Annotated in this window: 17 protein-coding genes; 11 read left to right on the forward strand and 6 right to left on the reverse strand. The window is 52.9% G+C overall.

What is annotated here, in order from left to right; genetic code table 11:
- Positions 1-133 precede the first annotated feature (133 nt).
- A complete protein-coding gene (mutS, locus tag ACFO3I_RS11880) occupies positions 134-2,707 on the reverse strand; it encodes a DNA mismatch repair protein MutS (protein ID WP_377334198.1) in 2,574 nt (857 codons plus the stop codon).
- Between the two features lie 31 nt (positions 2,708-2,738).
- Here mutS and ACFO3I_RS11885 point away from each other — a divergent pair, with 31 nt between their 5' ends.
- Together ACFO3I_RS11885 and recA are read left to right on the forward strand one after the other, a co-directional pair.
- Positions 2,739-3,230, forward strand: coding sequence for a CinA family protein (locus ACFO3I_RS11885; protein WP_377334199.1), 492 nt, complete (start codon positions 2,739-2,741; stop codon positions 3,228-3,230).
- Positions 3,231-3,335: 105 nt separating this feature from the next.
- Entirely contained in the window at positions 3,336-4,394 is a 1,059-nt protein-coding gene (recA, locus tag ACFO3I_RS11890; RefSeq protein WP_377334200.1) for a recombinase RecA, read from the forward strand.
- A gap of 94 nt (positions 4,395-4,488) precedes the next feature.
- Here recA and ACFO3I_RS11895 read toward each other — a convergent pair whose 3' ends face one another.
- A complete protein-coding gene (locus tag ACFO3I_RS11895; protein WP_377334201.1) occupies positions 4,489-4,932 on the reverse strand; it encodes a hypothetical protein in 444 nt (147 codons plus the stop codon).
- Between the two features lie 158 nt (positions 4,933-5,090).
- Here ACFO3I_RS11895 and metA point away from each other — a divergent pair, with 158 nt between their 5' ends.
- From metA to ACFO3I_RS11915, 5 genes are all read left to right on the forward strand, one after another.
- Entirely contained in the window at positions 5,091-6,017 is a 927-nt protein-coding gene (metA, locus tag ACFO3I_RS11900) for a homoserine O-acetyltransferase MetA (RefSeq protein WP_377334202.1), read from the forward strand.
- Positions 6,018-7,079, forward strand: a complete 1,062-nt coding sequence (locus ACFO3I_RS19125) for a homocysteine S-methyltransferase family protein (protein ID WP_417714985.1) — start codon at positions 6,018-6,020, stop codon at positions 7,077-7,079.
- Positions 7,079-9,709, forward strand: a complete 2,631-nt coding sequence (gene metH / locus ACFO3I_RS11905; RefSeq protein ID WP_417714986.1) for a methionine synthase — start codon at positions 7,079-7,081, stop codon at positions 9,707-9,709. The genes ACFO3I_RS19125 and metH overlap by 1 nt, the downstream gene beginning before the upstream one ends.
- Before the next feature lie 149 nt (positions 9,710-9,858).
- A complete protein-coding gene (locus ACFO3I_RS11910) occupies positions 9,859-11,043 on the forward strand; it encodes a tetratricopeptide repeat protein (RefSeq protein ID WP_377334203.1) in 1,185 nt (394 codons plus the stop codon).
- 38 nt (positions 11,044-11,081) lie between these two features.
- Positions 11,082-11,963, forward strand: a complete 882-nt coding sequence (locus tag ACFO3I_RS11915) for a M28 family peptidase (RefSeq protein WP_377334204.1) — start codon at positions 11,082-11,084, stop codon at positions 11,961-11,963.
- Positions 11,964-11,967: 4 nt separating this feature from the next.
- Here ACFO3I_RS11915 and ACFO3I_RS11920 read toward each other — a convergent pair whose 3' ends face one another.
- Together ACFO3I_RS11920 and ACFO3I_RS11925 are read right to left on the reverse strand one after the other, a co-directional pair.
- The gene (locus tag ACFO3I_RS11920) at positions 11,968-13,236 is read right to left on the reverse strand and encodes a pirin family protein (RefSeq protein ID WP_377334205.1); all 1,269 of its coding nucleotides are present in this window, start codon (positions 13,234-13,236) and stop codon (positions 11,968-11,970) included.
- Between the two features lie 176 nt (positions 13,237-13,412).
- Positions 13,413-14,936 (reverse strand): cryptochrome/photolyase family protein, encoded by a 1,524-nt coding sequence (locus ACFO3I_RS11925; RefSeq protein ID WP_377334206.1) that lies wholly within the window; start codon positions 14,934-14,936, stop codon positions 13,413-13,415.
- 201 nt (positions 14,937-15,137) lie between these two features.
- Here ACFO3I_RS11925 and ACFO3I_RS11930 point away from each other — a divergent pair, with 201 nt between their 5' ends.
- Complete coding sequence (locus ACFO3I_RS11930) at positions 15,138-15,671, forward strand: ZrgA family zinc uptake protein (RefSeq protein ID WP_377334207.1); 534 nt, start codon at positions 15,138-15,140, stop codon at positions 15,669-15,671.
- A 61-nt stretch (positions 15,672-15,732) separates the two neighbouring features.
- Here the strand turns inward: ACFO3I_RS11930 and ACFO3I_RS11935 are convergent, their stop codons facing one another.
- The gene (locus tag ACFO3I_RS11935) at positions 15,733-16,290 is read right to left on the reverse strand and encodes a DUF3299 domain-containing protein (protein ID WP_377334208.1); all 558 of its coding nucleotides are present in this window, start codon (positions 16,288-16,290) and stop codon (positions 15,733-15,735) included.
- A 75-nt stretch (positions 16,291-16,365) separates the two neighbouring features.
- Between ACFO3I_RS11935 and ACFO3I_RS11940 the strand changes: the two genes are divergently transcribed.
- The 3 genes from ACFO3I_RS11940 to ACFO3I_RS11950 all read left to right on the forward strand — a co-directional run bounded on the left by ACFO3I_RS11940 (position 16,366) and on the right by ACFO3I_RS11950 (position 20,083).
- A complete protein-coding gene (locus ACFO3I_RS11940) occupies positions 16,366-17,055 on the forward strand; it encodes an ABC transporter ATP-binding protein (protein ID WP_377334624.1) in 690 nt (229 codons plus the stop codon).
- A complete protein-coding gene (locus ACFO3I_RS11945; RefSeq protein ID WP_377334209.1) occupies positions 17,049-18,305 on the forward strand; it encodes an ABC transporter permease in 1,257 nt (418 codons plus the stop codon). Before ACFO3I_RS11940 ends, ACFO3I_RS11945 begins: the two co-directional genes overlap by 7 nt.
- 119 nt (positions 18,306-18,424) lie before the next feature.
- Positions 18,425-20,083: a diguanylate cyclase gene (locus tag ACFO3I_RS11950; RefSeq protein WP_377334210.1), complete on the forward strand. Its 1,659-nt coding sequence runs from the start codon at positions 18,425-18,427 to the stop codon at positions 20,081-20,083.
- Here ACFO3I_RS11950 and ACFO3I_RS11955 read toward each other — a convergent pair.
- Positions 20,070-23,927, reverse strand: a complete 3,858-nt coding sequence (locus ACFO3I_RS11955; protein ID WP_377334211.1) for a PAS domain S-box protein — start codon at positions 23,925-23,927, stop codon at positions 20,070-20,072. The two genes, ACFO3I_RS11950 and ACFO3I_RS11955, sit on opposite strands and share 14 nt — an antisense overlap.
- Positions 23,928-24,004: the final 77 nt, after the last annotated feature.

Genomic DNA, 24,004 nt, shown 5'->3' on the forward strand with positions numbered 1-24,004 from the left:
GAGGTTTTTTCTCTGCAAGCCGGAGGCTGGCGGAAAAAAGCGCGCTATGGTAGCACTGGTGCCTTGGTGTAGCAAGTTTTGCTTGGGGCGGCTTTAGGGCCGATCAAGAGAACGGGTGGGTCAAGACCCACCCCTACACTAAACTCTTCCAGCGGTAGAGCAAATCCAGTGCCTGGCGGGCGCTAAGCTGGTCTGGGTCAAGTTTCTCCAGTTGTTCCAGCAGAGGATGTGGCTCCGGTTCGCTGAATAATGCCTGTTGGACCGGCGCTGGCTGCGGGCTTGCTGCTGAGCTGGCCGATTGTTGCTCCAGCTGTTGCAGCTTCTGTTTAGCTTTTTGGATCACTACCCGTGGCACCCCGGCTAGCTGGGCGACTTGCAGGCCATAACTTTTGCTGGCTGCACCGTCCTGCACCTGATGCATAAACACAATGTGCTCGTCATGCTCAACCGCATCCAGATGAATATTGGCCAGGCCGGGCAGTTGGCCTGCCAGTTCAGTCAGTTCAAAGTAGTGGGTGGCAAATAAGGTCATGGCTTTGAGCTGTTGCGCCAGGTATTCGGCACAGGCCCAGGCCAGCGACAAGCCGTCATAGGTGCTGGTGCCGCGGCCAATTTCGTCCATCAGCACCAGGCTTTGCGCCGTGGCGTGATGCAAAATAGTGGCTGTTTCGGTCATTTCCACCATAAAAGTCGAGCGGCCAGAGGCCAAATCATCCGAGGCGCCAACCCGGGTAAAAATGCGGTCTACCGGGCCAAGCGAGGCGCTTTGCGCTGGCACAAAACAGCCAATATAGGCCATCAGCACAATAAGTGCGGTCTGACGCATATAGGTGGATTTACCGCCCATATTGGGGCCTGTGATCATCAGCATGCGGCGCTCTGGCGACAGCTGCAGCGGGTTGGCGATAAAGGGCTCTGTCATCACTTGTTCCACCACAGGGTGGCGGCCCGCCTCAATAGCAATACCCGGCTCTGTGCTGAGCGTCGGCTGACAGTAGTTTAGTTGCTGCGCCCGTTCAGCAAAGTTGGCCAGAACGTCCAGTTCAGCAATGGCCTGCGCCAGGTTTTGCAAGTCATCCAGATAGGCGGCGGTCTGATCAAATAACTGCTCGTACAGCTGTTTCTCCAGCGCAAGCGCTTTGCTTTGGCTGCCAAGTACCTTGTCTTCGTATTCCTTCAGTTCCGGAATAATGTAGCGTTCGTTGTTTTTTAAGGTCTGGCGGCGCTGGTAGTCGGCGGGTACCTGATCAGAGGCCGAACGGCCGGTTTCAATGTAGTAGCCATGGATTTTGTTGTAGCCGACTTTCAGTGAGGCAATGCCTGTGCGTTCGCGCTCACGCAGCTCCAGTTGTTCCAGATAGTCGGTGGCGCCTGTGGCCAATGCCCGCCACTGGTCCAGCTCAGCATGGTAGCCATCGGCAATGACGCCGCCGTCCCGAATCAGCACTGGCGGGTTGTCGACGATAGCCCGCTCCAGCAAAGCGCACAGTTCGGGTTGCGGTACTGTGGCCAGTTTAATCTGCCCAAGCAGCGCTGAGCTTAGTGGCTGCAGGCTTTGGCTAAATTCTGGCAACAGCTGCAGCGCCGAGCGCAAACGGGCAAAGTCGCGCGGGCGGGCTGAGCGCAGTGCCAGACGGGCCACAATACGTTCCAAATCGCCGATTTGTTTCAGCTGAGGCTGCAGCTCACCATAGTAGCTTTGCAGCTCGGCCACCGCTTGGTGGCGGGCCCGCACGCGGGCTTGGTCCCGCAGCGGTGCGTGGATCCAGCGCTTTAATAAACGACTGCCCATCGCGGTCTGGCAGCGGTCCAATACCGCAGCTAATGTGTGTTCAGTCTGACCGGACAAACTTAAGGTCAGCTCCAGGTTACGGCGGGTAGCCGCATCGAGAATGATACTGTCTTGATGTCGTTCCAGCGCAATACCACGAATATGCGGGAGCTGGCTGCGTTGGGTGTCTTTGACATAGGTCATCAGGCAACCGGCCGCCATCAGCGCAACCGGCGCTTCTTCGACGCCAAAGCTGGTTAAATCGCGGGTGCCAAATTGCTGAGTCAGCAGGCGCTGGGCGCTTTGTAAATCAAATTCCCATTCTGGGCGGCGACGGGTGCCTTTGCGCTGCAGCACTGTATCCGGCCACGGCTGATCTTCACTGTACAGCAGCTCGGCCGGGCTTAAGCGTTGCAGCAGCGCCAGCAAGTCGTCGATATGGCCGACCTGATTGGTCAGGAAGCGGCCGCTGCCAAGGTCAAGCCAGGCCACACCATACTGCTGTTTGTGCTGGTAGACCGTCGCAATCAGGTTGTCCTGTCGTTCTTGCAGCAAGGCTTCGTCGGTGACAGTGCCCGGCGTAACAATACGCACCACTTTGCGCTCAACCGGCCCTTTGCTGGTGGCCGGGTCGCCAATTTGTTCGCAAATAGCGGCGGACTCGCCCAACTGCACCAGTTTGGCCAGATAACCTTCTACCGCGTGATGCGGAACTCCGGCCATAGGAATGGGCTGGCCAGCCGACTGACCACGTTTGGTCAGAGAAATATCCAGTAAAGCCGCTGCTTTTTTTGCATCGTCATAAAACAGCTCGTAAAAGTCGCCCATCCGGTAAAATAACAGAATGTCGGGATGCTGGCTTTTCAGGCCCAGATACTGCTGCATCATCGGGGTGTGCGGACTGGCGGCTTGCCCGGCATAAATTTCTGACGGCATAATACGTTTCTTATTCCTATAGGGGTCCACAATGACTATTCCGGCTTCTACCTATCAACTGGCTGCGGATTTAGGAGCGCTATTATTACGGAAAAATCTGACTATCACCACCGCCGAATCCTGCACAGGCGGAGGCATTGCGTATAGCCTGACCGAAGTGCCCGGCAGTTCAGGCTACCTGGACCGCAGCTTCGTTACCTACAGCAATAAAGCCAAACAGCAACTGCTGAACGTCAAAGCAGAAACCTTACTGCAGCATGGCGCTGTAAGCGAGGCTTGCGTGCTGGAGATGGCCGAAGGCGCGGCGCAAGCGGCAGGTTGTCAGGTGTCGGTAGCCGTGTCGGGTATTGCCGGTCCCGGCGGTGGGACCGCCACTAAGCCTGTAGGTCTGGTCTGGTTTGCCTTTCATCTGCACGGTCATCAGGTCAGCATCCAACAACTCTTTGCCGGTGACAGGGCCGGCATTCGCCAGCAAGCGATCGATTTTGCCCTTGATCAGCTCATTCTGATGCTGGCTGATTAAATGCTGTTTAAATAACCAGGCCTGTTATTGACAGCCTAAATGAAAAAGACTACTGTATGAGCATACAGCACTTTGGTGCATTCACAGAATTCAGCGGAGACACAGATGGACGACAATAAACAAAAAGCATTGAGCGCAGCGTTAAGCCAGATCGAACGTCAATTTGGTAAAGGGTCTATCATGCGTCTCGGTGATACTCAGGCACTGGATATCGAAGCCATTTCTACCGGCTCTTTGGGCCTGGACATTGCACTGGGTATCGGCGGTCTGCCTTGCGGCCGTATTGTTGAAATTTATGGCCCTGAGTCGTCAGGCAAAACCACCTTAACGCTGCAAGTGGTGGCCGAAGCCCAAAAAATGGGCAAGACCTGTGCTTTTATCGATGCTGAACACGCGTTAGACCCTGTGTATGCTGCCAAGCTGGGCGTGAATGTCAGTGACTTACTGGTATCGCAACCGGATACAGGTGAGCAGGCGCTGGAGATCTGTGACATGCTGGTCCGCTCTGGTTCTGTTGACGTGATTATCGTCGACTCGGTGGCGGCGTTGACACCTCGTGCTGAAATTGAAGGCGATATGGGCGACAGCCATGTGGGTCTGCAAGCACGTTTAATGTCTCAGGCACTGCGTAAACTGACAGGTAATATCAAACGCTCTAACACTTTATGTATTTTCATCAACCAAATCCGGATGAAGATAGGTGTGATGTTTGGTAACCCGGAAACCACTACTGGTGGTAACGCGCTGAAGTTCTATGCCTCTGTGCGTCTGGATATTCGTCGCACCGGTTCAGTCAAAGAAGGCGACGAAGTAACAGGCAACGAAACCCGCGTCAAAGTGGTAAAAAATAAAGTGGCCCCACCGTTCAAACAAGCTGAATTTATCATTGTGTACGGTGCCGGTATCAGCAAAACCGGCGAATTAATTGACCTGGGTGTGCAACAGAAACTGATTGATAAATCAGGTGCCTGGTATGCTTATAAAGGCAACAAGATTGGCCAGGGTAAAGCCAATTCGATGAAGTACCTTGAAGAAAACCCAACGGTAGCTCAGGAGATTGAAGCTGAAATCCGTCGCCAGTTATTGCTGGAACCTGGCAAAGGCGCGCCAACAGGTGGTGAAGACTTCGGTATGATGCCGGAAGATGCTGAGGCCGATCTGTAATCTGACCATTGCTTTCGTAGCAAATACACAAAACATCACCCGGCTGGCCCGGGTGTTGTTGTTTTTACAGGGAACTGGCGCAAAACCGCGTGCTTTATGGCGGGTTTAAAATATGCACCTGCGTTTTATCAATCAGAAAGCCAGCTTGTAAGTACAAGCGGTTGACTGTGCCTTGGCGTTTCATTTGCTGCAAACCTTTGTTTAACGCGGCAAAGGCGGCTTCACCGTCCGGGTGTTTGCGGCTAATCACAAAGTGCCGGCTGTCGTTCAGCAGTACTGCAATGCCTGGCACCGCTTTTAATTCAATGCTTTTTAAGCTGTAGCTTTGATCGCTATTCGGGAAAAATGGCATCAGCATCAAGTCGGCCCATTGCAGATGCACCATTCTGGCCTGACTTAACCATTCATCCTCGCGGAACAGTTGCTTCAGCGGTAAGGCCGACAAGGTCGCCCAATCGGTGTGCCATTTGGGGGTGGAAACCGCGGTCAGTTGCCGCAGTTGCGCCAGGCAGAACAGCATTGCCCAGATAGCTCGCACTTCGTCCACTCCGCGGCCGTTTTGATGTTTACAGCATAGGCTGCCTGCTGCGGCTTGTCGTTATTTGGATTTCATTTGGCCGTCTAAACGTATAGAAGTTGACATATCTAAGTCTGCAAGCCAGACTAACGGAATTTAAGCATGGGCGTGGAGTAGGTATGCCGATTAAAGTCATCGATCAATTGCCAGCGGTAGAAGCTTTATCGGTGGAAAACGTCTTTGTGATGACCGAGAGCCGGGCGGCGTCGCAGGATATCCGTCCGCTGAAAATTGCGATTTTGAACCTGATGCCGAACAAAGTGGCGACAGAGATCCAATTATTACGTTTGCTGGCAAACAGCCCGTTGCAGGTCGACATTGAACTGATCCGGCTGGACAACCATGTCAGCAAACACACGCCGGAAAGTCATCTGAACTGTTTTTACCGCTATTTTTCTGACGTGCAGCAACATAAATACGATGGGTTGATTATTACCGGCGCACCGCTGGGTCTGGTGGACTACGAAGACGTCAGCTATTGGCCTCAGCTGTCGGAAATTCTGGCCTGGGCCGATAACAACGTCACCTCAACTTTGTTCTTATGCTGGGCGGCGCATGCGGCTTTGTATTATTACTATGGCCTGCAGCGGGAAATCCGAGGCGAGAAGCTGTCAGGGGTTTATTGGCAGCAAGTGGTGCAGCCCTTGTGTCCATTAGTCCGTGGTTTCGATGACGAGTTTCTGGTGCCGCATTCACGTTACGCTCAGGTGCCGAAACAAAAGTATCAGTCCCACCCCGATTTACACGTGCTGGCCGAAGCCGACCAGACCGGCGCTTATTTGCTGCAGAACAGTAAAGGCAGCCGGGTCTTTGTCACCGGCCACCCGGAGTATGATCTGACCACGCTGAATGACGAATACCAACGTGATGTGGCGGCAGGACTGAACCCTAAAGTGCCGGAGAATTATTTCCGGCAGAATGACCCGCAACAAGCGCCGCTGAAACTCTGGCAAAGCCATGCCTTTTTGTTATTCAGCAACTGGCTGAATTATTATGTCTACCAGGCGACGCCTTTTGATCTGCAACAGATAGGACAAGCACAGTAAATGACGTATTCCTCTGTTACGCCGGCTCAGCTGGCAGCTCTGCTATCTGAGCGCATTTTGGTGCTGGACGGCGGCATGGGCACCATGATCCAGCAATACAAACTGCAGGAAGCGGATTACCGCGGTGCCGAATTTGCCGACTGGCCGGTGGATGTGAAAGGCAACAACGACCTGTTGGTGCTGAGTAAACCTGAAGTGATCCTCGACATCCATCGCCAATACCTGGCGGCTGGCGCAGATATTCTGGAAACCAACAGTTTTAACGCCACGCCTATCGCGATGGCTGATTATGAGATGCAAGCGTTATCGGCCCGGATTAATTACGAATCGGCTCGGTTAGCGCGTCAGGCCTGTGACGAATACAGCAGCCCTGAGAAGCCACGTTTTGTCGCCGGGGTGTTAGGGCCGACCAACAGGACGGCGTCGATTTCACCCAATGTGAATGACCCCGGTTACCGCAATGTCGATTTTGATACGCTGGTCAGTGCCTACAAAGAATCCACCCATGCGCTGCTTAAAGGCGGGGCTGACATCATAATGCTGGAAACCATCTTCGACACCCTGAACGCCAAAGCCGCTGCTTTTGCCGTGCTGGCCGTGTTTGATGAGCTGGGCCAGGAATGGCCGGTGATGATTTCCGGCACTATTACTGATGCGTCTGGCCGTACTTTGTCGGGGCAGACCACCGAAGCCTTTTACCATTCGCTGTCTCATGTGAACCCTGTCAGCTTTGGTCTGAACTGTGCGCTGGGGCCTGATTTATTGCGCCCTTATGTTGAGACCTTATCGGACCTGGCGGAATGCCATGTCTCAGTGCACCCGAACGCGGGGTTACCGAACGAATTTGGTGAATACGATCTGACCGCCAATGAAATGGCGGCAGAAATTGCTGACTGGGCCAAGCAAGGCTTTTTAAATATTGTCGGTGGTTGCTGCGGCAGTACACCGGCGCATATTCAGGCCATCAGTAAGGTGGTAGCAGGCGTGAAGCCGCGCCAGCCGAAGCCGTCTTCGCATCGTTTTTGTTTGTCTGGCCTTGAAGCCTTTAGTCTGGAGTGGTAATGCAACAAGTTCAGGCCCGTTTTATCAACGTCGGTGAGCGCACCAACGTCACAGGTTCGGCCCGCTTTAAGAAGCTGATCCTCGAAGGTCAGTACGAAAAAGCGCTCGACGTCGCCCGTCAGCAAGTTGAAAACGGCGCGCAAATTATCGATATCAACATGGATGAGGCGATGCTTGACAGCAAAGCCGCTATGGTGCGTTACCTGAACCTGCTGGCCTCTGAGCCTGATATTTCTCGGGTGCCAATTATGGTCGACTCGTCGAAATGGGAAGTGATTGAAGCCGCTCTCAAATGCATTCAGGGCAAGCCGGTAGTGAACTCCATTTCGCTGAAAGAGGGCGAAGCGATTTTCCTGCACCAGGCCAAACTGCTGCGTCGTTATGGCGCGGCTGTGGTGGTGATGGCCTTTGATGAAAAAGGCCAGGCCGACACCAAAGCCCGCAAGGTGGAGATTTGCCAGCGCGCTTATAAGTTACTGGTGGAAACCGCGAAATTCCCGCCGCAAGATATTATTTTTGACCCGAATATTTTTGCCGTCGCCACAGGTATTGAAGAGCACAACAACTATGCGGTGGACTTTATTGAAGCCACCCGCGAAATCAAAGCCACATGCCCTTACGCCAAAATCTCTGGCGGTGTATCAAACGTGTCGTTCTCTTTCCGTGGTAATGACCCGGTGCGTGAAGCCATTCACTCGGTATTTCTCTACCACGCCATCGCCGCTGGTATGGATATGGGCATTGTTAACGCTGGTCAGTTGGCGGTGTATGACGATATTCCTGCGCTGCTGCGGGAGCGGGTGGAGGATGTGATCCTCAACCGCAGGCAAGACGCCACAGAGCGGTTGCTGGAGATTGCTGCTGAGTTTAAAGGCGATGGTGCTGTGGTGGTCAAAGAAGACCAGGCCTGGCGCAGCTGGCCGGTCAATAAACGGCTGGAACACGCCTTAGTCAAAGGCATTACCGACTTTATTGACCAGGATACCGAAGAAGCCCGTCAGCAGGCCGAACGGCCACTGCATGTGATTGAAGGCCCGTTGATGGACGGCATGAACGTGGTCGGGGACCTGTTTGGTGAAGGCAAAATGTTTTTGCCGCAAGTTGTCAAATCGGCAAGGGTGATGAAGAAAGCGGTCGCTTACTTACAGCCGTATATCGAAGCGGAAAAAGCCGGCACCGGCGCCAGCAGTCAGGGCAAAGTGTTACTCGCGACCGTTAAAGGCGACGTGCACGACATCGGCAAAAACATTGTTGGTGTGGTGCTGCAGTGCAACAACTTTGAAGTGATTGACCTTGGCGTGATGGTGCCGTGCGCCCAGTTACTGCAGGTGGCGAAAGAACAAAATGTCGATGTGATAGGGTTGTCAGGGTTGATCACGCCGTCGTTGGATGAAATGGTGCATGTGGCCAAAGAAATGACCCGCCTGGGCTTTGAGGTACCGCTGCTGATTGGTGGCGCCACCACCTCCAAAGCCCATACCGCAATTAAAATTGCCCAGCATTATCAGCATGGGGTGGTGTATGTGCCCAATGCGTCACGAAGTGTTTCTGTGGTACAGGCGCTGATTAGCCAGGCACAAAAGCCGGACTTCCTGGCGCGGGTCAATGACGAATACGAGCGGGCCCGGGCTCAGCACGCCCGCAGTCGCCCCGGTGAGCGCTTACTTACCTTTGATGAAGCGCGGCAGAATAAATTTCAGCTGGATTTAACCAAAGTGGCGCCAGCGCCTAAACAGCCTGGTGTGCATTTGTGGGCGGACGTGGATTTACAGACGCTGCGCGATTACATCGACTGGACGCCATTTTTCCTGACCTGGCAATTGTCCGGCAAATTCCCGGCCATTCTGAACCACCCGGAAGTTGGCCTTGAAGCGCGCAAAGTCTATGCCGACGCCAATGCAATGCTGGATCTGATGATTCAATCGGGCAAAGTGAAAGGCAAAGCCATTTTTGGCTTCTTCCCGGCGGCCAGCGACGGCGAAGACATAGTGGTGTACCGCGACGAGAGCCGCAGTGAAGAGCGGTGTCGCCTGTACAACCTGCGTCAACAATTGCAGCTGCGTAACGACGCGCCCAATTGCGCTTTGTCAGACTTTATCGCGCCTGCTGGCAGTGGCGTGGCCGATTATATTGGCGCTTTTGCGGTCAGCACCGGCTTTGGTGCCGACGAACTGGCGGCTGAGTTTGCCGCAGCCCATGACGACTACAACAGCATTATGGTGAAAGCACTGGCCGACCGTCTGGCCGAAGCGCTGGCAGAGTACCTGCATATGAAGGTGCGCCGAGAGTACTGGGGTTATGTGCCGGATGAAAACCTGGATAACGAGCAGTTAATCCGTGAGTTGTATCAGGGGATCCGACCTGCGCCTGGCTACCCGGCCTGTCCGGAACACACCGAAAAAGGCAGTTTATGGCAGTTATTGGATGTCGAAGCGCAAACCGGCATCCAACTGACCGAAAGTTATGCCATGTGGCCTGGGGCTGCCGTCAGCGGCTGGTACTTCGCTCACCCGGACAGCAAATACTTTGCCGTCAGCAAAATTGGCCAGGATCAGCTGGCCGACTATGCGGCGAAAAAAGGCTGGAGCCAGCAAACCGCTGAAAGCTGGCTGGCGCCTAATTTGTCTTAATCTTCAGATTGACCCTTAGTCCGGTCCTGCTGTCCGTTTAACGTTGCTGCTTTGGTATAAGTGGAAGCGTTTGCGGGGCGGCCGGGCCGGGCTCTTACTTAAATCCGCATTATACTTTTTGCATTAGCTACGCAATTGAGGTTGCTGTGATGAGAATGCGGTATTGCGGTTTATTGCTTGTCCTGAGTTACTCCCTGATCGGCTGCAGCAGTGTCACGACAGCCAATCACCAATTACCCGACCCAACGCCGTTGTTTATCGACAATGCCTTTAATTACCAAAGCCAGCCGGTGGAAACCGAAGAAGACATTTTTGCCTTGCCGGACGACGTGGTGCGGGATATGGAGCAGATGGTCAGGCCGCTGCCTGGTGCAAAAGAAAAAACCGATACGCTGCTGAATTACATTTTCTTTTTAAAAGGCAAACGGCTGAACTACGACAATGCCGCGACCTTAACGGCCCGGGAAACCTTGCGTATGCAACAGGCCAATTGCCTGTCACTGACGGTGTTGTCCTATAGTCTGGCGAAAGCGGCAGATTTAACTGTGGCCTTTCAGGATGTGCAAATCCCCGAATACTGGACGCAAATTCGCGGCGCTAGTTTGCTCAATGGTCATGTGAATTTAAAAGTGAAAGAGCTTCAATCCCCCAGCACCTACGGCTCCACCTGGTTTAAAAATCCTGGCTACGTTATTGATTTTGATTTAGAAACCAACAAGTCCCATTTTCCGGTGCGCACCATCAGCCAACAAGAAATCGTGTCGATGTTTTATGCCAACAAAAGTGCACAGGCAATGTTGGAGCAGAATTTTAACCTGGCCTACGCTTACCTGCGCCAGGCGCTGACGCTCTACAGCGTGGCGTCCGATGCGCTGAACAACCTGGCCATTTTGTACCGGCAAACCGGCTACCTGGAGGAGGCCGAAGCTGTCTATCTGCATGGGATATCGCTGCATCCTAAGTCTATAAATATGAAAGCGAATCTGGCAGTATTGTACCGGTTCAGGGGCATGGAAGAGAAAGCTCAGTGGTACGAGCGTCAGGTTGAGGATTTACGGTTGGCTAACCCTTATTATCATGTGATGTTAGGTCATGAAGCGATGCGTGACAGTCAAATCAGCAAGGCAGAACAGTCGTTTCAACATGCATTAGCGTTAGAACCGACACTGACTGAAGCCATGGCGGGGCTGGCGACTTTGTATTTTCAGCAAGGCCGGTTGGAGCAGTCTGAGAAATACCTGAAACTGGCAGGACGTCATGCACAAAGCCTGCGCGACAAGGAACGTTTTAACGCAAAGCTGGATGCACTGATGACACTGCAGGCCAAATTGTGAGGTGGTGGTTCGGCCTTTGTTGCGGTATGGCGAGTTTTTTGAGTGCAGCAGCCCCAGCCGATCAGTTGATGGCCGATTTGCAGTACCTGGCGTCAGATAAGTTAGAAGGCCGTAAAACTGGCTCAGCGGGTGCCGCGCTGGCGCGGGACTATATCCGCCAGCAATTTCTCGCTGCAAGGCTGCAGCCGCTGCAACAAAAATTCAGCCACCCCTTCGACTACAGTGCCGGATTCTCGACCAGGCAAGGTGAAAACCTGATTGGCGTGTTACCGGCCTGCAGCGAACAGGCGCCTGTGATACTGATTTCCGCTCATTATGATCACTTAGGGGTCGTCGGCGGAAAAATTCATAATGGTGCCGATGACAACGCCTCAGGAGTGGCGATGTTGCTGGCGTTAATGCGCTGGCTCAGTCCCGGCTGCCGGCCTTATCACTATTGGTTTGTCGCGACAGACGCAGAAGAAAATGGCCTGCATGGGGCCAAAGCCTTGCTGGCGTCTCAACTTTGGATGCCTGCCGAGCTGGCGTTGGTGATCAATCTGGACATGCTGGGGCGGCATCAGCAGCAGCCTCGGTTGTATTGGTTTGGTTCAACCCGGCTGAGCGGTTTTAAAGACTGGTTAGTTCAGCAACAACTGGCACTGCCGCTGCGGTGGCGTCGCAGCGAAGGATCCCGTTATATCCGCGGCAAAGTGGACTGGGCCTCTGCCAGTGACCATGCGCCTTTTTATCGTGCGGGTTACCCTGTATTGTATTTTGCCACCGCGATGCACAAGGACTACCACAGTCCCTCCGACGACTGGCAGGCCATTAAGCCTGAACTGATTGAGCGGGTATTTCAGACACTACAGCCGATTATTCTGCATTTGGAACAGCAGCCGCCAGCCTGGTTTCTGGCGGCGCGACGCGATGGCAGTTAAAGGCTCAGGGCGCTTCAATCCATTCTGGGTCGTCCTGCAGCCGGGGAAAGCGGCCTTCATTCCAGTCGGCTTTAGCTTGTTGCAAGCGTTCCTGGCTGCGGGCGACAAAGTTCCAGTTCAGTAACACCGGATCTGGCACCGCTTCACCGCCAAGCAGCATCAGTTGTGCGCCCTCATCACCTGCAGTGACCTGCAGATCCTCGTCCACCACCAGCATCTGACCGGCTTGAAGTTCTGGCTGTTTTAATGAACCGGACGCCAGATAAATTGCCTGTTGCTGTTCGGTAAAAGGCAAGGTGAGCTGGGCACAAGGCGCCAAGTTTAGTTCAACATAGAGGCAACGCAGCGGGAATTTCACCACAGATTTTTGTGAGAAGTATTCGCCGAGGATCACCCGGACCGAACAGCCGGGAACCTGCATGGTCGGAAACAAAGCGGCAGGGTAGTGCTGAAAATCCGGTGCTGATTCGGCTTCGGCTTCCGGCAAAACCAGCCAGACCTGCATGCCTTCCACCACCTGTTGTTGTTCGCGGATGTCGGCCGGGATCCGCTCGGAGTGGGCAATGCCTGAACCTGCGCGCATCAGGTTCACGGCACCGGGTTCAATACGTTGCAGACTGCCAAGCGTGTCTCTGTGCATCATCGCCCCCTGGAACAACCAGGTCAGGGTCGCCAGGCCTATATGGGGGTGTTGCCGTACATCGCCTTCAGTGGAGCCTGCGGCAAAGGTCGCCGGCCCCATATGGTCAACGAAAATAAAGGGCCCGACCCGCCGCTGCACTTTGGACGGCAGCAGGCGTTTAATATCAAAGCCGATGTTTCTGACTTGTGGCTCAATCAGCAACGGCGCATTAACGGTGGCGGGGGTCGGTTCCGCCTTCAGACTGGTACTGACCTGAACTTCTGCCTGCGTCATCAGTTTGTGCACCGGGCATTTGTCGGCAATTTCCAGCAGCTGTTGTTTTTGTTCTGCCGTTAACGGGCCTTTCAGCTCCAGCTCTATCTGCAGTTTGTAGATGCCTTTACGCTCTTCGCTGTCGTCGCGGCGCAGCAGCACATTGACCGCCTCCAGCGGTAGTTCTTTGCGTTTGGCGTAAAGCTGCAATGTCATGGCTTTACAGGTGGCGACGGAGGCGTCAAATAGATCATGCGGGTCAGGCCCCTGGCCTGTGCCGCCAGCCGCGGTCTCCAGGTCGGCAATGATTTGATGGTCGCGGATCTGGATCCGTTGGCGTAACAGGCCGGGTTGATCCTGAGTCAGTTCGAGTTTCATCTGTTGGCTCCCTGAAAGTGGTCTGACCCAGCATACCTTAGTTTGCCAGGCAAAAAGTGAATAAAATGAGGCCTGTTAAAGTGTAACCGCAACAGGATCAGGCTGGGCCAGCTGAGGTCGCCGGTTCAATGACTGTGTCAGCCAGTGGCGTGATTTCAGCAAGACCTGCGCCGTTTTCATAACTGTTCCAACTGGATCAGCAATTGTTGCGCTTTATTCCGGATACGTTGTTTATCCGCATCAGTTTTCATGTCCCAGTTTTTATAACTGAACTGCAAGCGCGCAGACGTCTGAAGTTGAGACTGATTACGGGCGAGAAAATCCCAGTACAAAGCATTAAAGGGGCATGCGTTATCGCCTGTCGTGTCATTGACATCATAGTGACAGTGTTTGCAGTAATTACTCATTCTGGCGATGTATTTTCCACTGGCAGCATAAGGTTTGGAGGCCAGGATCCCGTTGTCTGCAAACAAGGCCATGCCCAATGTGTTCGGTAATTCAACCCACTCATAGGCATCGGCATAGACAGCCAGGTACCAATTGCAGACTTGTTGCACGTCCAGCCCGGCCAGCAAGGCAAAATTACCTGTGATCATCAACCGTTGAATATGATGTGAGTAGGCATAGCGTTTGGTATGTTCAATGGCTTGCTGCATGCAGCGCATTTTCGTTTGGCCATGCCAATAAAACTCAGGTAATGCTGTAGCAGCGTTGAGGCTATTCAGCGTTTTATAGCCAGGCATCTGCAGCCAGTACAGGCCACGTACATATTCCCGCCAGCCTATAATTTGCCGGATAAACCCTTCGGCTGCGTTGAGTGGCACCAGGCCTTGTTGCCACGCCAGTACTACTTTGCTGCACATCCAGCGAGCGTCCAGCAGGCCACAGTTGAGGTAGATGGAGCAGACACTGTGAAACAAAAAAGGCTGGTCGATACGCATGGCGTCCTGATAATCACCAAAAAGGGGCAATTGCTGGGTGAGGAAATGCAGAAATGCCTGGCGTGCCTGTTTTCCGCTAACTGCCAGCCTGAACTGGCTGGCGTCTCCCATATTCGTTGGAAAATGGCGGGCCACCAGTGCCTGCACCTCTTGGGTTACCAGGTCGGGTTCAAAGCTCAGAGGCGCAGGGATAGTCAGTTCTGCCGGTAAGGCTTTGCGGTTACTGCTGTCAAAATTCCATTGCCCACCAGCAGGCTGGCCGTCTTGCATCAGCAAGCCAGTGTGTTTGCGCATTTCCCGGTAGAAGTATTCCATCCGTAGCTGCCGCTTCCCCGCAGCCCAGCCGCTGAACTGAGCACGGGAGATTAAAAAGCGACTGTCCTCTAAGCTGGTGACCGGCAGATTAAATCTGCCTGCCCAGCCAGCAATTTCCTGCCCGACCCGGTATTCGCCAGGTTCAGTCAGCAGAATGTGTTGTAAACCAGGGATTTCAGTCAGAGCGAGTGCGACAGCGTCAGTCAGGCTACGGACCTGTTCGTCAAAACGGATATACCTGAGCTGGTAACCAAGTCCGCGTAACGACTCGGCGAAATGACGCATGGCGCTGAAGATGACGATGATTTTGTGCTTGTGGTGCGGGCAGTAGTGAGCTTCTGTCTGCACTTCTGCCATCAGGATCCAATCGTCCTCAGCCACCTGACTGAGGGTTGGCAGCGCCGGACTGAGTTGGTCGCCTAAGATGACTCTTAATGTTGCCATGGGTAGCTTACTTCCAGCTCACTTTGCTTTTTGTTTGCTACGTAAAGCGCAGCAAAAGTGGATCAAGGCGTTAGCCTTGTCCTTGCACAAAAGTTAGGTTTAAATGCAGAAAATACGGGGCGAGTCTCACAGATTTTTATTTCAATCCGTTGATAGAATTGAGTTCATCTTAGGTGGGATCTTTAGAGCGGGAGTCTGGGTATGAAGTGGGTTACAGGGATACTGATGCTGTCTGGGGTGATGCTAAGTCAGGCTATGGCAGACCAACATCAACATGACGAAGGTTATGAAAGCCATGGCAGCCATCAGCACGGTGTGGCCACGCTGACCTTTGTGCTGGAAGGCAATGAAGCAGAGTTGGCGTTTGACAGCCCGGCGGTGAATGTATTTGGTTTTGAACACAAACCTGCAGATGAGGCCGAGCAGTTAAAGCTGCAGCAGGTGCTGGATGGCTTTAGGGCGGGCGCCTGGTTTAGTTTTGACAGTGCCGCAGGTTGTGCGGTCAGCACGGCTGAAATCAATTCTGAGCTGGAGCGGGGGGCGGAACAGGGCCACGCCGATCTGAATGCCAGTTATAGCCTGCTGTGTCAGGACCCGGAGCAACTGCAGCAACTGACCATCCAATTTGGTGAGTTGGGGCAGGGGGTTGAAAAGGTGTCGGTGCAGTGGATTGTTAACGGCACGCAGGGCGCCGCTGAATGGACAGCTGCCAGCGGGCCTGTGAAGCTGCAATAACCAAACACAGCATAAAAAAAACCGGCCTGCAGCCGGTTTTTTTTATGCGTTGAGCAAGGTCTTATTCGTAGACATACTCTTCGATTTTATCCGCTTTCATTGAATATGCAGAATTGGCTAAATCATGGCGCATTGCGTTGGTTGTCAGGGTGCCACTGATCCAGAATGGCGAGTAAATCATATCCGCCTTGATTGGCTGTTTGTTGGTGACGTAGATGATTTGGTTTGGTGGCGGTGGTGGTACGTGAATGCAGGCACCAAAATAAGGCACCAGGAAAAACGCCGTCACGTTTTGCTCCGCATCGTATTCCACCGGCACGATAAAACCCGGCACTTTCACTTTCTGATTATTCAGCTCGGCTTTTACATTGGCCGATTGCAGCACTTCGTTCCAGGCCGCTGCGGCTGGATCCTGGTTGGCGTAGCTCTGGTTCAGTGGGCTGCTGGCGGCCATTTCACCACCTTCATGGCTGATTTCAGGCAGTGCTTCCATTTTCTTCAGATCTTCTGCCGGTAATAAATCGGTCCATTCCAGCGCTTTGTAATCATCGGCAACGGCAGCTGGCGCTGCAAATGCGATTAATGTCGTAAATAACGCTATGTATAACGCTCGTACCATTGGAGACAGGCCCTTTGCTTGTGTTATAAGGTAACAAATTCTGCCAGTTATCATAACACGAGCCTTTTGCTGACAATGCACACCAACCCGAAATTTCCTGCGCTTGAACTCAAAAATCTGAGCTTCAGCTGGCCTGGCCAGGCCCCATTGCTGCAGATCCCACAACTGACCCTGCAGCAAGGACAACACCTCTTTGTGTATGGCCCTTCCGGTTCCGGTAAAACTACCTTGCTGAATCTGCTTTGTGGTATCTACCCGAATCAACAAGGGGAAATTTGGGTCAACGGCGTACAGGCCAGTGCGTTAACTGCCCGCAAAAGAGATGCGCTGCGGGCCAGCGCAATAGGTGTGGTATTCCAGCAATTAAACCTGATCCCCTATTTAACAGTGCTGCAAAATGTGCTGCTGATCAGTGCATTTGGCGGTCCTAAGGCTGACGTGGGCCAACGGGCCGGTGAGTTGCTGAACCGTCTCGGTTTGCCAGAAGCTTTCTGGCAGAAAAAAGCCACTGAGCTCAGTGTCGGCCAGCAACAACGGGTGGCGATAGCCAGGGCCTTATTGAACAAGCCGGCGTTGCTGATTGCCGACGAACCCACCTCTGCGCTTGACCACAAACACCGCGACGCCTTTATGCAGTTGATGCTGACCGAAGCCGGGCACGATGGCACCACGGTGATCTTTGTCAGCCATGACCCCACGCTGAAACGACATTTTCACTTGCAGCTGGATATGGAGCAGTTAGCCCAGGGAGTGCAGCCATGTTAATGCAGTTGGCCAAAGCCAGTTTGTTAAATCGTAAAGGCACAGTGCTGATGACGCTGCTGTCTTTGGTGATCAGTATTGGTTTGTTATTGGGCATTGACCATATCCGGCAGGAAGCGAAACAAAGCTTTACCAGCACAGTGTCCGGCACTGATTTGATCGTCGGTGCCCGTTCCAGCCAGTTGAATTTATTGCTCTATACCGTATTTCGCATAGGCAATGCCACCAACAATATTGGCTGGGTCAATTATCAGCAGTTAAAGCAAAACCCGCAGGTACAGTGGACCATTCCGTTATCGCTTGGCGATTCTCATCGCGGTTACCGGGTGATTGGCACCAATACCGATTACTTTAAGTTCTACCGCTTTGGCGAGCAGCAGCCGCTGACGCTGGCGCAAGGTAACGAATTTGCGTCTGTGTATGAAGCGGTTTTGGGCTCTGTGGTGGCTGCCAAGCTGGGCTACAAAGTCGGCGACCAAATCACCTTGTCGCATGGGGTGGGCAGCATCAGTTTTACTCAGCACAAAGACAAGCCTTTTACTGTGGTGGGAATTCTGGCGTCAACCGGCACGCCAGTAGACCAAAGTGTGCATATTCCACTCGAAGGGATTGAAGCTATTCATTTAGGCTGGGAAAGCGGAGCGCCGCGGCCGGGCAAAACGGTCAGCGCAGAGCAGAGCCTGCAAATGGACTTACAGCCCAAGGTCATTACCGCATTTTTGGTGGGGCTGAAAAGCAAAATTGCGACCTTTGTGCTGCAGCGTCAAATCAATGAATTTAAAGCAGAACCTCTATCAGCCATTTTACCCGGGGTCGCGCTGGCTGAGCTCTGGCAAATGCTCAGTATGGTGGAAAGCATGTTGCTGGTGATCACGGCGCTGGTGCTGCTGGCCAGCCTGGTCGGTATTGTGACCACACTGCTGGCAGGCTTAAAAGAGCGGCAACGTGAAATGGCCATACTAAGGGCGGTTGGCGCGCCACCTCTCACCATCTTCCTGCTGATTGAGCTGGAGTTGTTGTTGCTGGTGCTGTTGTCTGTAGCGCTGGCGCTGGCTGGTCTGAGTGCGGCTTTGTGGGGTTTTCGGGAATTATTGGCCAGTGATTATGGCCTCTTTATCAGTGTCTGGCCCTGGCACTCTCATACCGCCGCTTTACTGGGGGCTGTGGTCGGTTTGAGCCTGTTATTGGGGGCTATTCCGGCGTATCTGGCTTACCGGCGCACCTTGGCATCAGGGTTGACGGTCCGTTTGTAAGCGATGCAGAGCCAGCTGTAGTTATGTGGTTGGTTCTGTTATCAATCTTGAAGAAATTTCTAGGTTTTATGGCTGCCTTTGTTATAGTGAATTCAGTCCAGAAAATCACGTTTTAGGTCATGAGTACAGAGCAATCCACACTTGAGCAGCAACTCGCTTTGCTGCACCAACAGTATCTGACCCGACTGCAGTCGGAAATTCCCGAGCTTGCTCTTCAGGTGTCGGCCTTGGCGACTTTGTCACAGAAGCAAAACTGGCGCGATGAAGTCAAAGCCCTGAAATTTAAATTACACACTTTGGCCGGCTCTGCCGGTACTTTTGGTTTGCCCGCTCTTGGCCGTCTGGCCAAAAATCTTGAATTGGAACTGCGTAGTTGGATGGAATCTCCGGCGGCACCTGATGCGGATCAAATCCGCGACTTTATCGTGTTGTTCCAGCAGGTTCAGCAGACCCACCAGGCCAGTCATCAGGTTCTTAGTGTTACGTCATCCAGCCAACAAAAACACACCGAACGTCATGCAGCTATTTACGTGCTCGAATCGAATCAGGAAACCTCGGGTTATATCGAACTGACGCTGACGTCTTTTGGTTACAAGGTAAATGCAGCAACCACGATGGCTGAGTTAAAACAGCTGGTAGACGCCCAAAGTCCGGACGCATTGGTGCTGGATATTAGCTCGGACACAGAAGTAGGTGAGGGGCTCGATTTTGTTGCCAAACTACAAGCGTCTCTCAGCACGCCTATCCCTGTGCTGATCCTGGCAGACGAAGACAGTTTTGAACAGCACCTGGCTGCGGTTCGCATAGGCGCCCAGGGCTATTTTGTGAAACCGCTGAATACCACAGCGCTGGAAGCCCGGTTGCAACGCTTGTTGGCTGTTCGCAGCCGTGAAGCGTTCAGAGTATTGATTGTGGATGACGATCAGTTACTGGCTGAACACTACGCGCTGGTACTGCAAGGCGCAGGCTTAAGAGCAGAAATTCTGTCCGACCCCAGCAAAATTTACGACAGTCTGACCCGCTTTCATCCCGACGTGGTGCTGCTGGACGTGAATATGCCCTATTGTTCAGGCCCTGAACTGGCCCAGCTGATCCGTCTTCATGATCAATGGTTAAGCGTCCCTATTATTTATTTATCGTCAGAAACTGACAGTGACCGACAGTTGGCTGCGTTGGTGAAAGGTGGGGACGATTTTCTGACGAAGCCTATGTCCGATACCGCTTTGATTGTTGCTGTGTTTGCCCGGGCTCAACGGGCGCGTCAGGTTGTGGATATGATGACCAAAGACAGTCTTACCGGTTTATTGCAACATGCCAGGGTGAAAGAACGCCTGACCTATGAGTTGCAGCGGGCGGAACGGACCGGCGGGGTCGTCAGTACTATCATGATCGACATCGATCTGTTTAAAAAGGTGAATGACAACTATGGACACCCTGTGGGTGATCAAGTGATCAGCAGCTTAGCGAATCTGATGAAGCAGCAACTGCGTAAAATCGATATTGTCGGCCGCTACGGTGGGGAAGAGTATCTGGTTATTTTGTCCGATTGTGGAAAAGAGCATGCCTTTACCGTGGTTGAGCAGCTGCGTAAGGCCTTTGCCGCTATCCCATTCAGTTGTGGCGACAGCCATTTTTATTGTACCTTCAGTGCCGGCATCAGCGAATGGCAACATGGCATGGACACTGATCAGCTGATTGAGCAAGCTGACCAGGCCTTATATCAGGCGAAACGTTCGGGCCGCAATCAGACGCTGATATTCGATGCTAAGGCGCTTTAGCGTCGTTTCGGCCGTTTAGCAGCGTTTTAATTTGCGCCAGCACAGTTTCCATATCGACCCGGCTTTTGGCCAGCACTGCATTCACCTGTTTTCGCTGTTCATGGCTGAGTTCCTGCGCAGACCAAATGATCACCGGAACCTCTGAATGAGCGCTTGCCAGCTCGGGCAGCAGTTCCAATCCTGAACCATCAGGCAGACCGATATCCAGGATCACCAAGTCAAAGGGTTCACTGAGCAACAATCTTTTGGCCGATTTCAGGCTGACCGCCTGTTGGCACCAGGCTACGCTGGCCAACTGCACTTGCAGGATCTGACTTAAATGCGGGTCATCTTCCACATGCAGGATCTTGGGTTTGGGCGAGCGTCGTTTAAACAGCTGATGCTGCAGTTTATCCAGCAATACTTTGGTGGCCCCCGGTGTTTCCAGCCAATCCAAGGTGGCCAAACCGCCCGACAGCTCTACTTTTTCGCCCTGATGCTCTGAGTTGACGATGATGACCGGCGTGCTGAGTTCCAGTTTCCGCAATGCATCAAACAGGGCTGAACCATGGCCGTCTGGCAGGTTTAAATCCAGCGTGATGGCCTGGTAGTTGTGTTGCTCCAAGGCTTTCACCGCCTGGCTTAAAGTCCGGGCCCAGTCCAACAGGTAATCCTGGTCTTTGAGCAGCTGCATCATGTAGTCTGCCACCTGGCTGTCAGGTTCAACAACCAATAACCGGCTCTGTGGCAGACTGGACGCTTTTGGAAAGCTTAGGTAAAAACAGCAGCCGCCTTCAGGTCTGTTGCGGTAATTGACTTCGCCGTGCATATGTTCGGTCAGCTCTTTGACAATGGCCAGCCCTAAACCAGAGCCCTCATTTCGCCGGCTGTCGGCGCTATCGGCTTGGGAAAACTTCTGAAAAATACGCTGTTCGAACTGCGGGTCTATCCCAGGCCCCTGGTCCAGCAGTTCAATCAGACAATGCTGGTCTTGAGTGCTGCATTGCAATAGCACAGTGGAACCCGGGGGTGAGAATTTGGCTGCATTGGACATCAGATTCAACATGATCTGCTGAAAGCGCAGTGGGTCGACCAGAATAAAGCCTGCTTCGACCTGGGACGCGGTGAAATGCACCTGGTATTTGCTGGCATAGGGCTCGATGCTGAGCAGCGCTTCATTCAATAGCGAAGGCAGGTCACACAACTGCATGTCAAAATGCATCTTCCCGGCTATTAACTTATCGATATCCAGCAAGTCATTGATGAGTTTGCTTAACCTCAAACTGTTTTCTTTGGCAATATTCAGCATGGCAGTCATGCCTTGTGGTACTTCGCCCAAGGCGCCACCACTGATCAGTCCCAACGACCCCGAAATTGAGGTCAAAGGCGTCCGCAGTTCATGACTGACGGTCGAGACGAATTGATTTTTCAACTGTTCAATCCGCCTTTGTTCAGTCATGTCCTGCAGTAAAGTCCAGATTTGTTGTTTGCCTGTGGCTGTATCCATCAACACGCTGGACAAGGTGATTGGGATCGTTTGACCTGTTTTGGTCAGCAGCTCGGTTTCTACCGGGCCGAAGCGTCTGTCCTGCAGTAAGTCCTGTTGCCAATGCTCATAATGCGATTGGATCAACTCCTGGAAATCCAACATGGATTTTGCATCGGAGTCAGCCTGATAAAGCCGGAAAAAGGCCGGGTTCGCTTCAATAAAACTGCCATCAGACAGGCTATGCAGCACAATAGCCACCGGCGCAAGCTGGTATAAAGAGGACAGTTTTTGTTCACTGTCACTTAAGGCCTGCATGGCTTCATGCTGGCTGGTGACATCCCAGATAAAACCATCGATAAACAGCAGTTCGCCCTGGCGATCAAACACGCCCTGGCCAAGCTCTTGCACCCAGCGCCAACTGCCATCTTTGTGTTTTAGCCGGTATTCGACACTAAAGCGCTGCTGTTGCAGCAATGCCTGCTGCACCGCGCTATTCACTCTGACAACATCTTCCGGATGATACAAGGTGGCGAAGTTAAGCTCTTTATTCAATACAAACTGATGCGCCTGGAAGCCCGTTAACTGGGACACTTCATCACTGATAAATAACATGGTCCAGTAGTCGTCGTTTTTGCAGCGGTACATGGCGCCGGGCAGGTTGTCGACCATGGAACGGTAGCGCTGTTCGCTACTTAGCAATGCCTGGTTCAGCTGTTCCAGTTGGCTGATATCAATAGCGACGCCCAAATAGCCTTGAGGACTGCCGTCCGGATCGCAAATAGAGCTGACGCTGATACGTACCTGCTTTTCTTCGCCGGTTTTACAGAGATAGGTCCATTGCAGTGTCTCGCTGCCTTGTTGGCGGGCGGTAAACACAAAACTGTCAAAGTCGGAGACTTCCACCCCATACAACTGACGGATTTGCCGCTGACGGTACTGGATTTCACTGTTCTTGTGGAAACGTGCTGGTGTTTTGCCGAGAACTTCTGCGGCACTGTAACCCAGCATCCGCTCGGCTCCGGTATTGAATAGCCAGATTTCCCCTTCGAGGTTGGTCGCAATTAAAGCAGCTTCCGTTGACGAGTCGATGACCGCCTGTAACAAGGCTTTGGTTTGCGCCAGTTCTTTTTCGGCTTGAAAGCTGTCAGTGATGTCGGTATTGACCCCGTACATCAGCAGTGGGCTACCGTCTTCTTCCCACTGTTTTACCTGACCTTTGGCATGGACCCAGACCCAGTGACCTTTGCGGTGGCGCATCCGGTAAATGCTGTCGTAGTAAGGCTGTTCACCGCGAAAATGCGCCTGTAGCCGTTGCTCCGTGTCAGCAAGGTCGTCGGGATGCACCAAGCTTAACCAGGTCTGGTAGGTCATGGGTTCCAGCTCGGAGAGCGTATACCCAAGCATTTGCGCCCAACGTGGGTTCAATTGGCTGATGCCGGTTTGTAAGTTCCAGGCCCAGGTGCCCACACCTGTACTGTCGATAATGGATTCGAAGCGGTTGCGGTCGGCTTTAATTAATTCAGCTTGCTGTTGCTCGTTGGTAATATCGGTACCGACCACAAAAAAGCCAGCAATGGTCTGATGCTGGTCACGATGAGGCACATAGCTGACCTGTAATATCCGTTCGTCGTCCATTTGCACAATAAACTTTTGGATCTCGCCAGCCAGAGCCGCGTCCATCCGGCCTTTAATTTCTGCGAATTTTTCATGGCCAAATAATTCTGCCGGTGTTTTTCCTATCAGTGATTTCGGGTCGAGATCCCACCAGTCACGGTATTTGTCATTGCAGAACTGATAGCGGTAGTGCTGGTCGAGCTGGCTAATCAAAATAGGTACATTGTTGGTGATGGTTTCTAATGTCCGGCGTTGCAATTCAGCTTGGTGTGCCAGTAACCGGGCACTAAGCAGATGCACCACCTGATTGGCCAGCCGTTGCAATGCCGACAATTGAGCCGGGCTCAGCGGTTTGGCTTCGCTATCAAAAACACATAAAGTGCCCACGGCATAGTGCTGCTCCAGCAGCAGTGGCACACCGGCGTACAATCTCAGGCCTTGCTCTGACGTCACCGCTGGATTATCGGCAAAACGGCTGTCGGTGCGGGCGTCACTGACATAGGTTAAGGAGTTAGGTTGCAGCAGTGCATGGCTGCAGAAGCTGAGTTCCCGCGCGACTTCACTTGATTCCACTCCAACCTTGGCTTTGTACCACTGACGATGTTCGTCAATAAATCCAATCAGGGCTGAGCTGGTGCCACATATGGAGGCCGCCAGCTGCACCAGATCATCAAAAGACTGCTCGGGGTCGGAATCCAGAATGTTCAGTGCTTTCAGACGCAACAGGCGTTGTTCTTCATTGGGGGGGAGACTTGCCCGCATACCATAGCTCATAACTACAAGGTGTTTTCAGTGTAACGTCAAATTTTCGCTTAGGGGCAGCTGCTTAGGTCTTCGGC

The sequence above is a fragment of the Rheinheimera marina genome, from assembly GCF_042654345.1.
Classification (GTDB): domain Bacteria; phylum Pseudomonadota; class Gammaproteobacteria; order Enterobacterales; family Alteromonadaceae; genus Pararheinheimera; species Pararheinheimera marina.

Coding starts and splice junctions, on each gene's coding strand:
- metH (WP_417714986.1), top strand. CDS start 7,079: ATGCAACAAGTTCAGGCCCGTTTTATCAACGTCGGTGAGCGCACCAAC.
- mutS (WP_377334198.1), bottom strand. CDS start 2,707: ATGCCGTCAGAAATTTATGCCGGGCAAGCCGCCAGTCCGCACACCCCG.
- ACFO3I_RS11885 (WP_377334199.1), top strand. CDS start 2,739: ATGACTATTCCGGCTTCTACCTATCAACTGGCTGCGGATTTAGGAGCG.
- ACFO3I_RS11935 (WP_377334208.1), bottom strand. CDS start 16,290: ATGGTACGAGCGTTATACATAGCGTTATTTACGACATTAATCGCATTT.
- ACFO3I_RS11955 (WP_377334211.1), bottom strand. CDS start 23,927: ATGCGGGCAAGTCTCCCCCCCAATGAAGAACAACGCCTGTTGCGTCTG.
- ACFO3I_RS11950 (WP_377334210.1), top strand. CDS start 18,425: ATGAGTACAGAGCAATCCACACTTGAGCAGCAACTCGCTTTGCTGCAC.
- ACFO3I_RS11945 (WP_377334209.1), top strand. CDS start 17,049: ATGTTAATGCAGTTGGCCAAAGCCAGTTTGTTAAATCGTAAAGGCACA.
- ACFO3I_RS11925 (WP_377334206.1), bottom strand. CDS start 14,936: ATGGCAACATTAAGAGTCATCTTAGGCGACCAACTCAGTCCGGCGCTG.
- ACFO3I_RS11940 (WP_377334624.1), top strand. CDS start 16,366: ATGCACACCAACCCGAAATTTCCTGCGCTTGAACTCAAAAATCTGAGC.
- ACFO3I_RS11920 (WP_377334205.1), bottom strand. CDS start 13,236: ATGAAACTCGAACTGACTCAGGATCAACCCGGCCTGTTACGCCAACGG.
- ACFO3I_RS19125 (WP_417714985.1), top strand. CDS start 6,018: ATGACGTATTCCTCTGTTACGCCGGCTCAGCTGGCAGCTCTGCTATCT.
- ACFO3I_RS11930 (WP_377334207.1), top strand. CDS start 15,138: ATGAAGTGGGTTACAGGGATACTGATGCTGTCTGGGGTGATGCTAAGT.
- metA (WP_377334202.1), top strand. CDS start 5,091: ATGCCGATTAAAGTCATCGATCAATTGCCAGCGGTAGAAGCTTTATCG.
- ACFO3I_RS11910 (WP_377334203.1), top strand. CDS start 9,859: ATGAGAATGCGGTATTGCGGTTTATTGCTTGTCCTGAGTTACTCCCTG.
- recA (WP_377334200.1), top strand. CDS start 3,336: ATGGACGACAATAAACAAAAAGCATTGAGCGCAGCGTTAAGCCAGATC.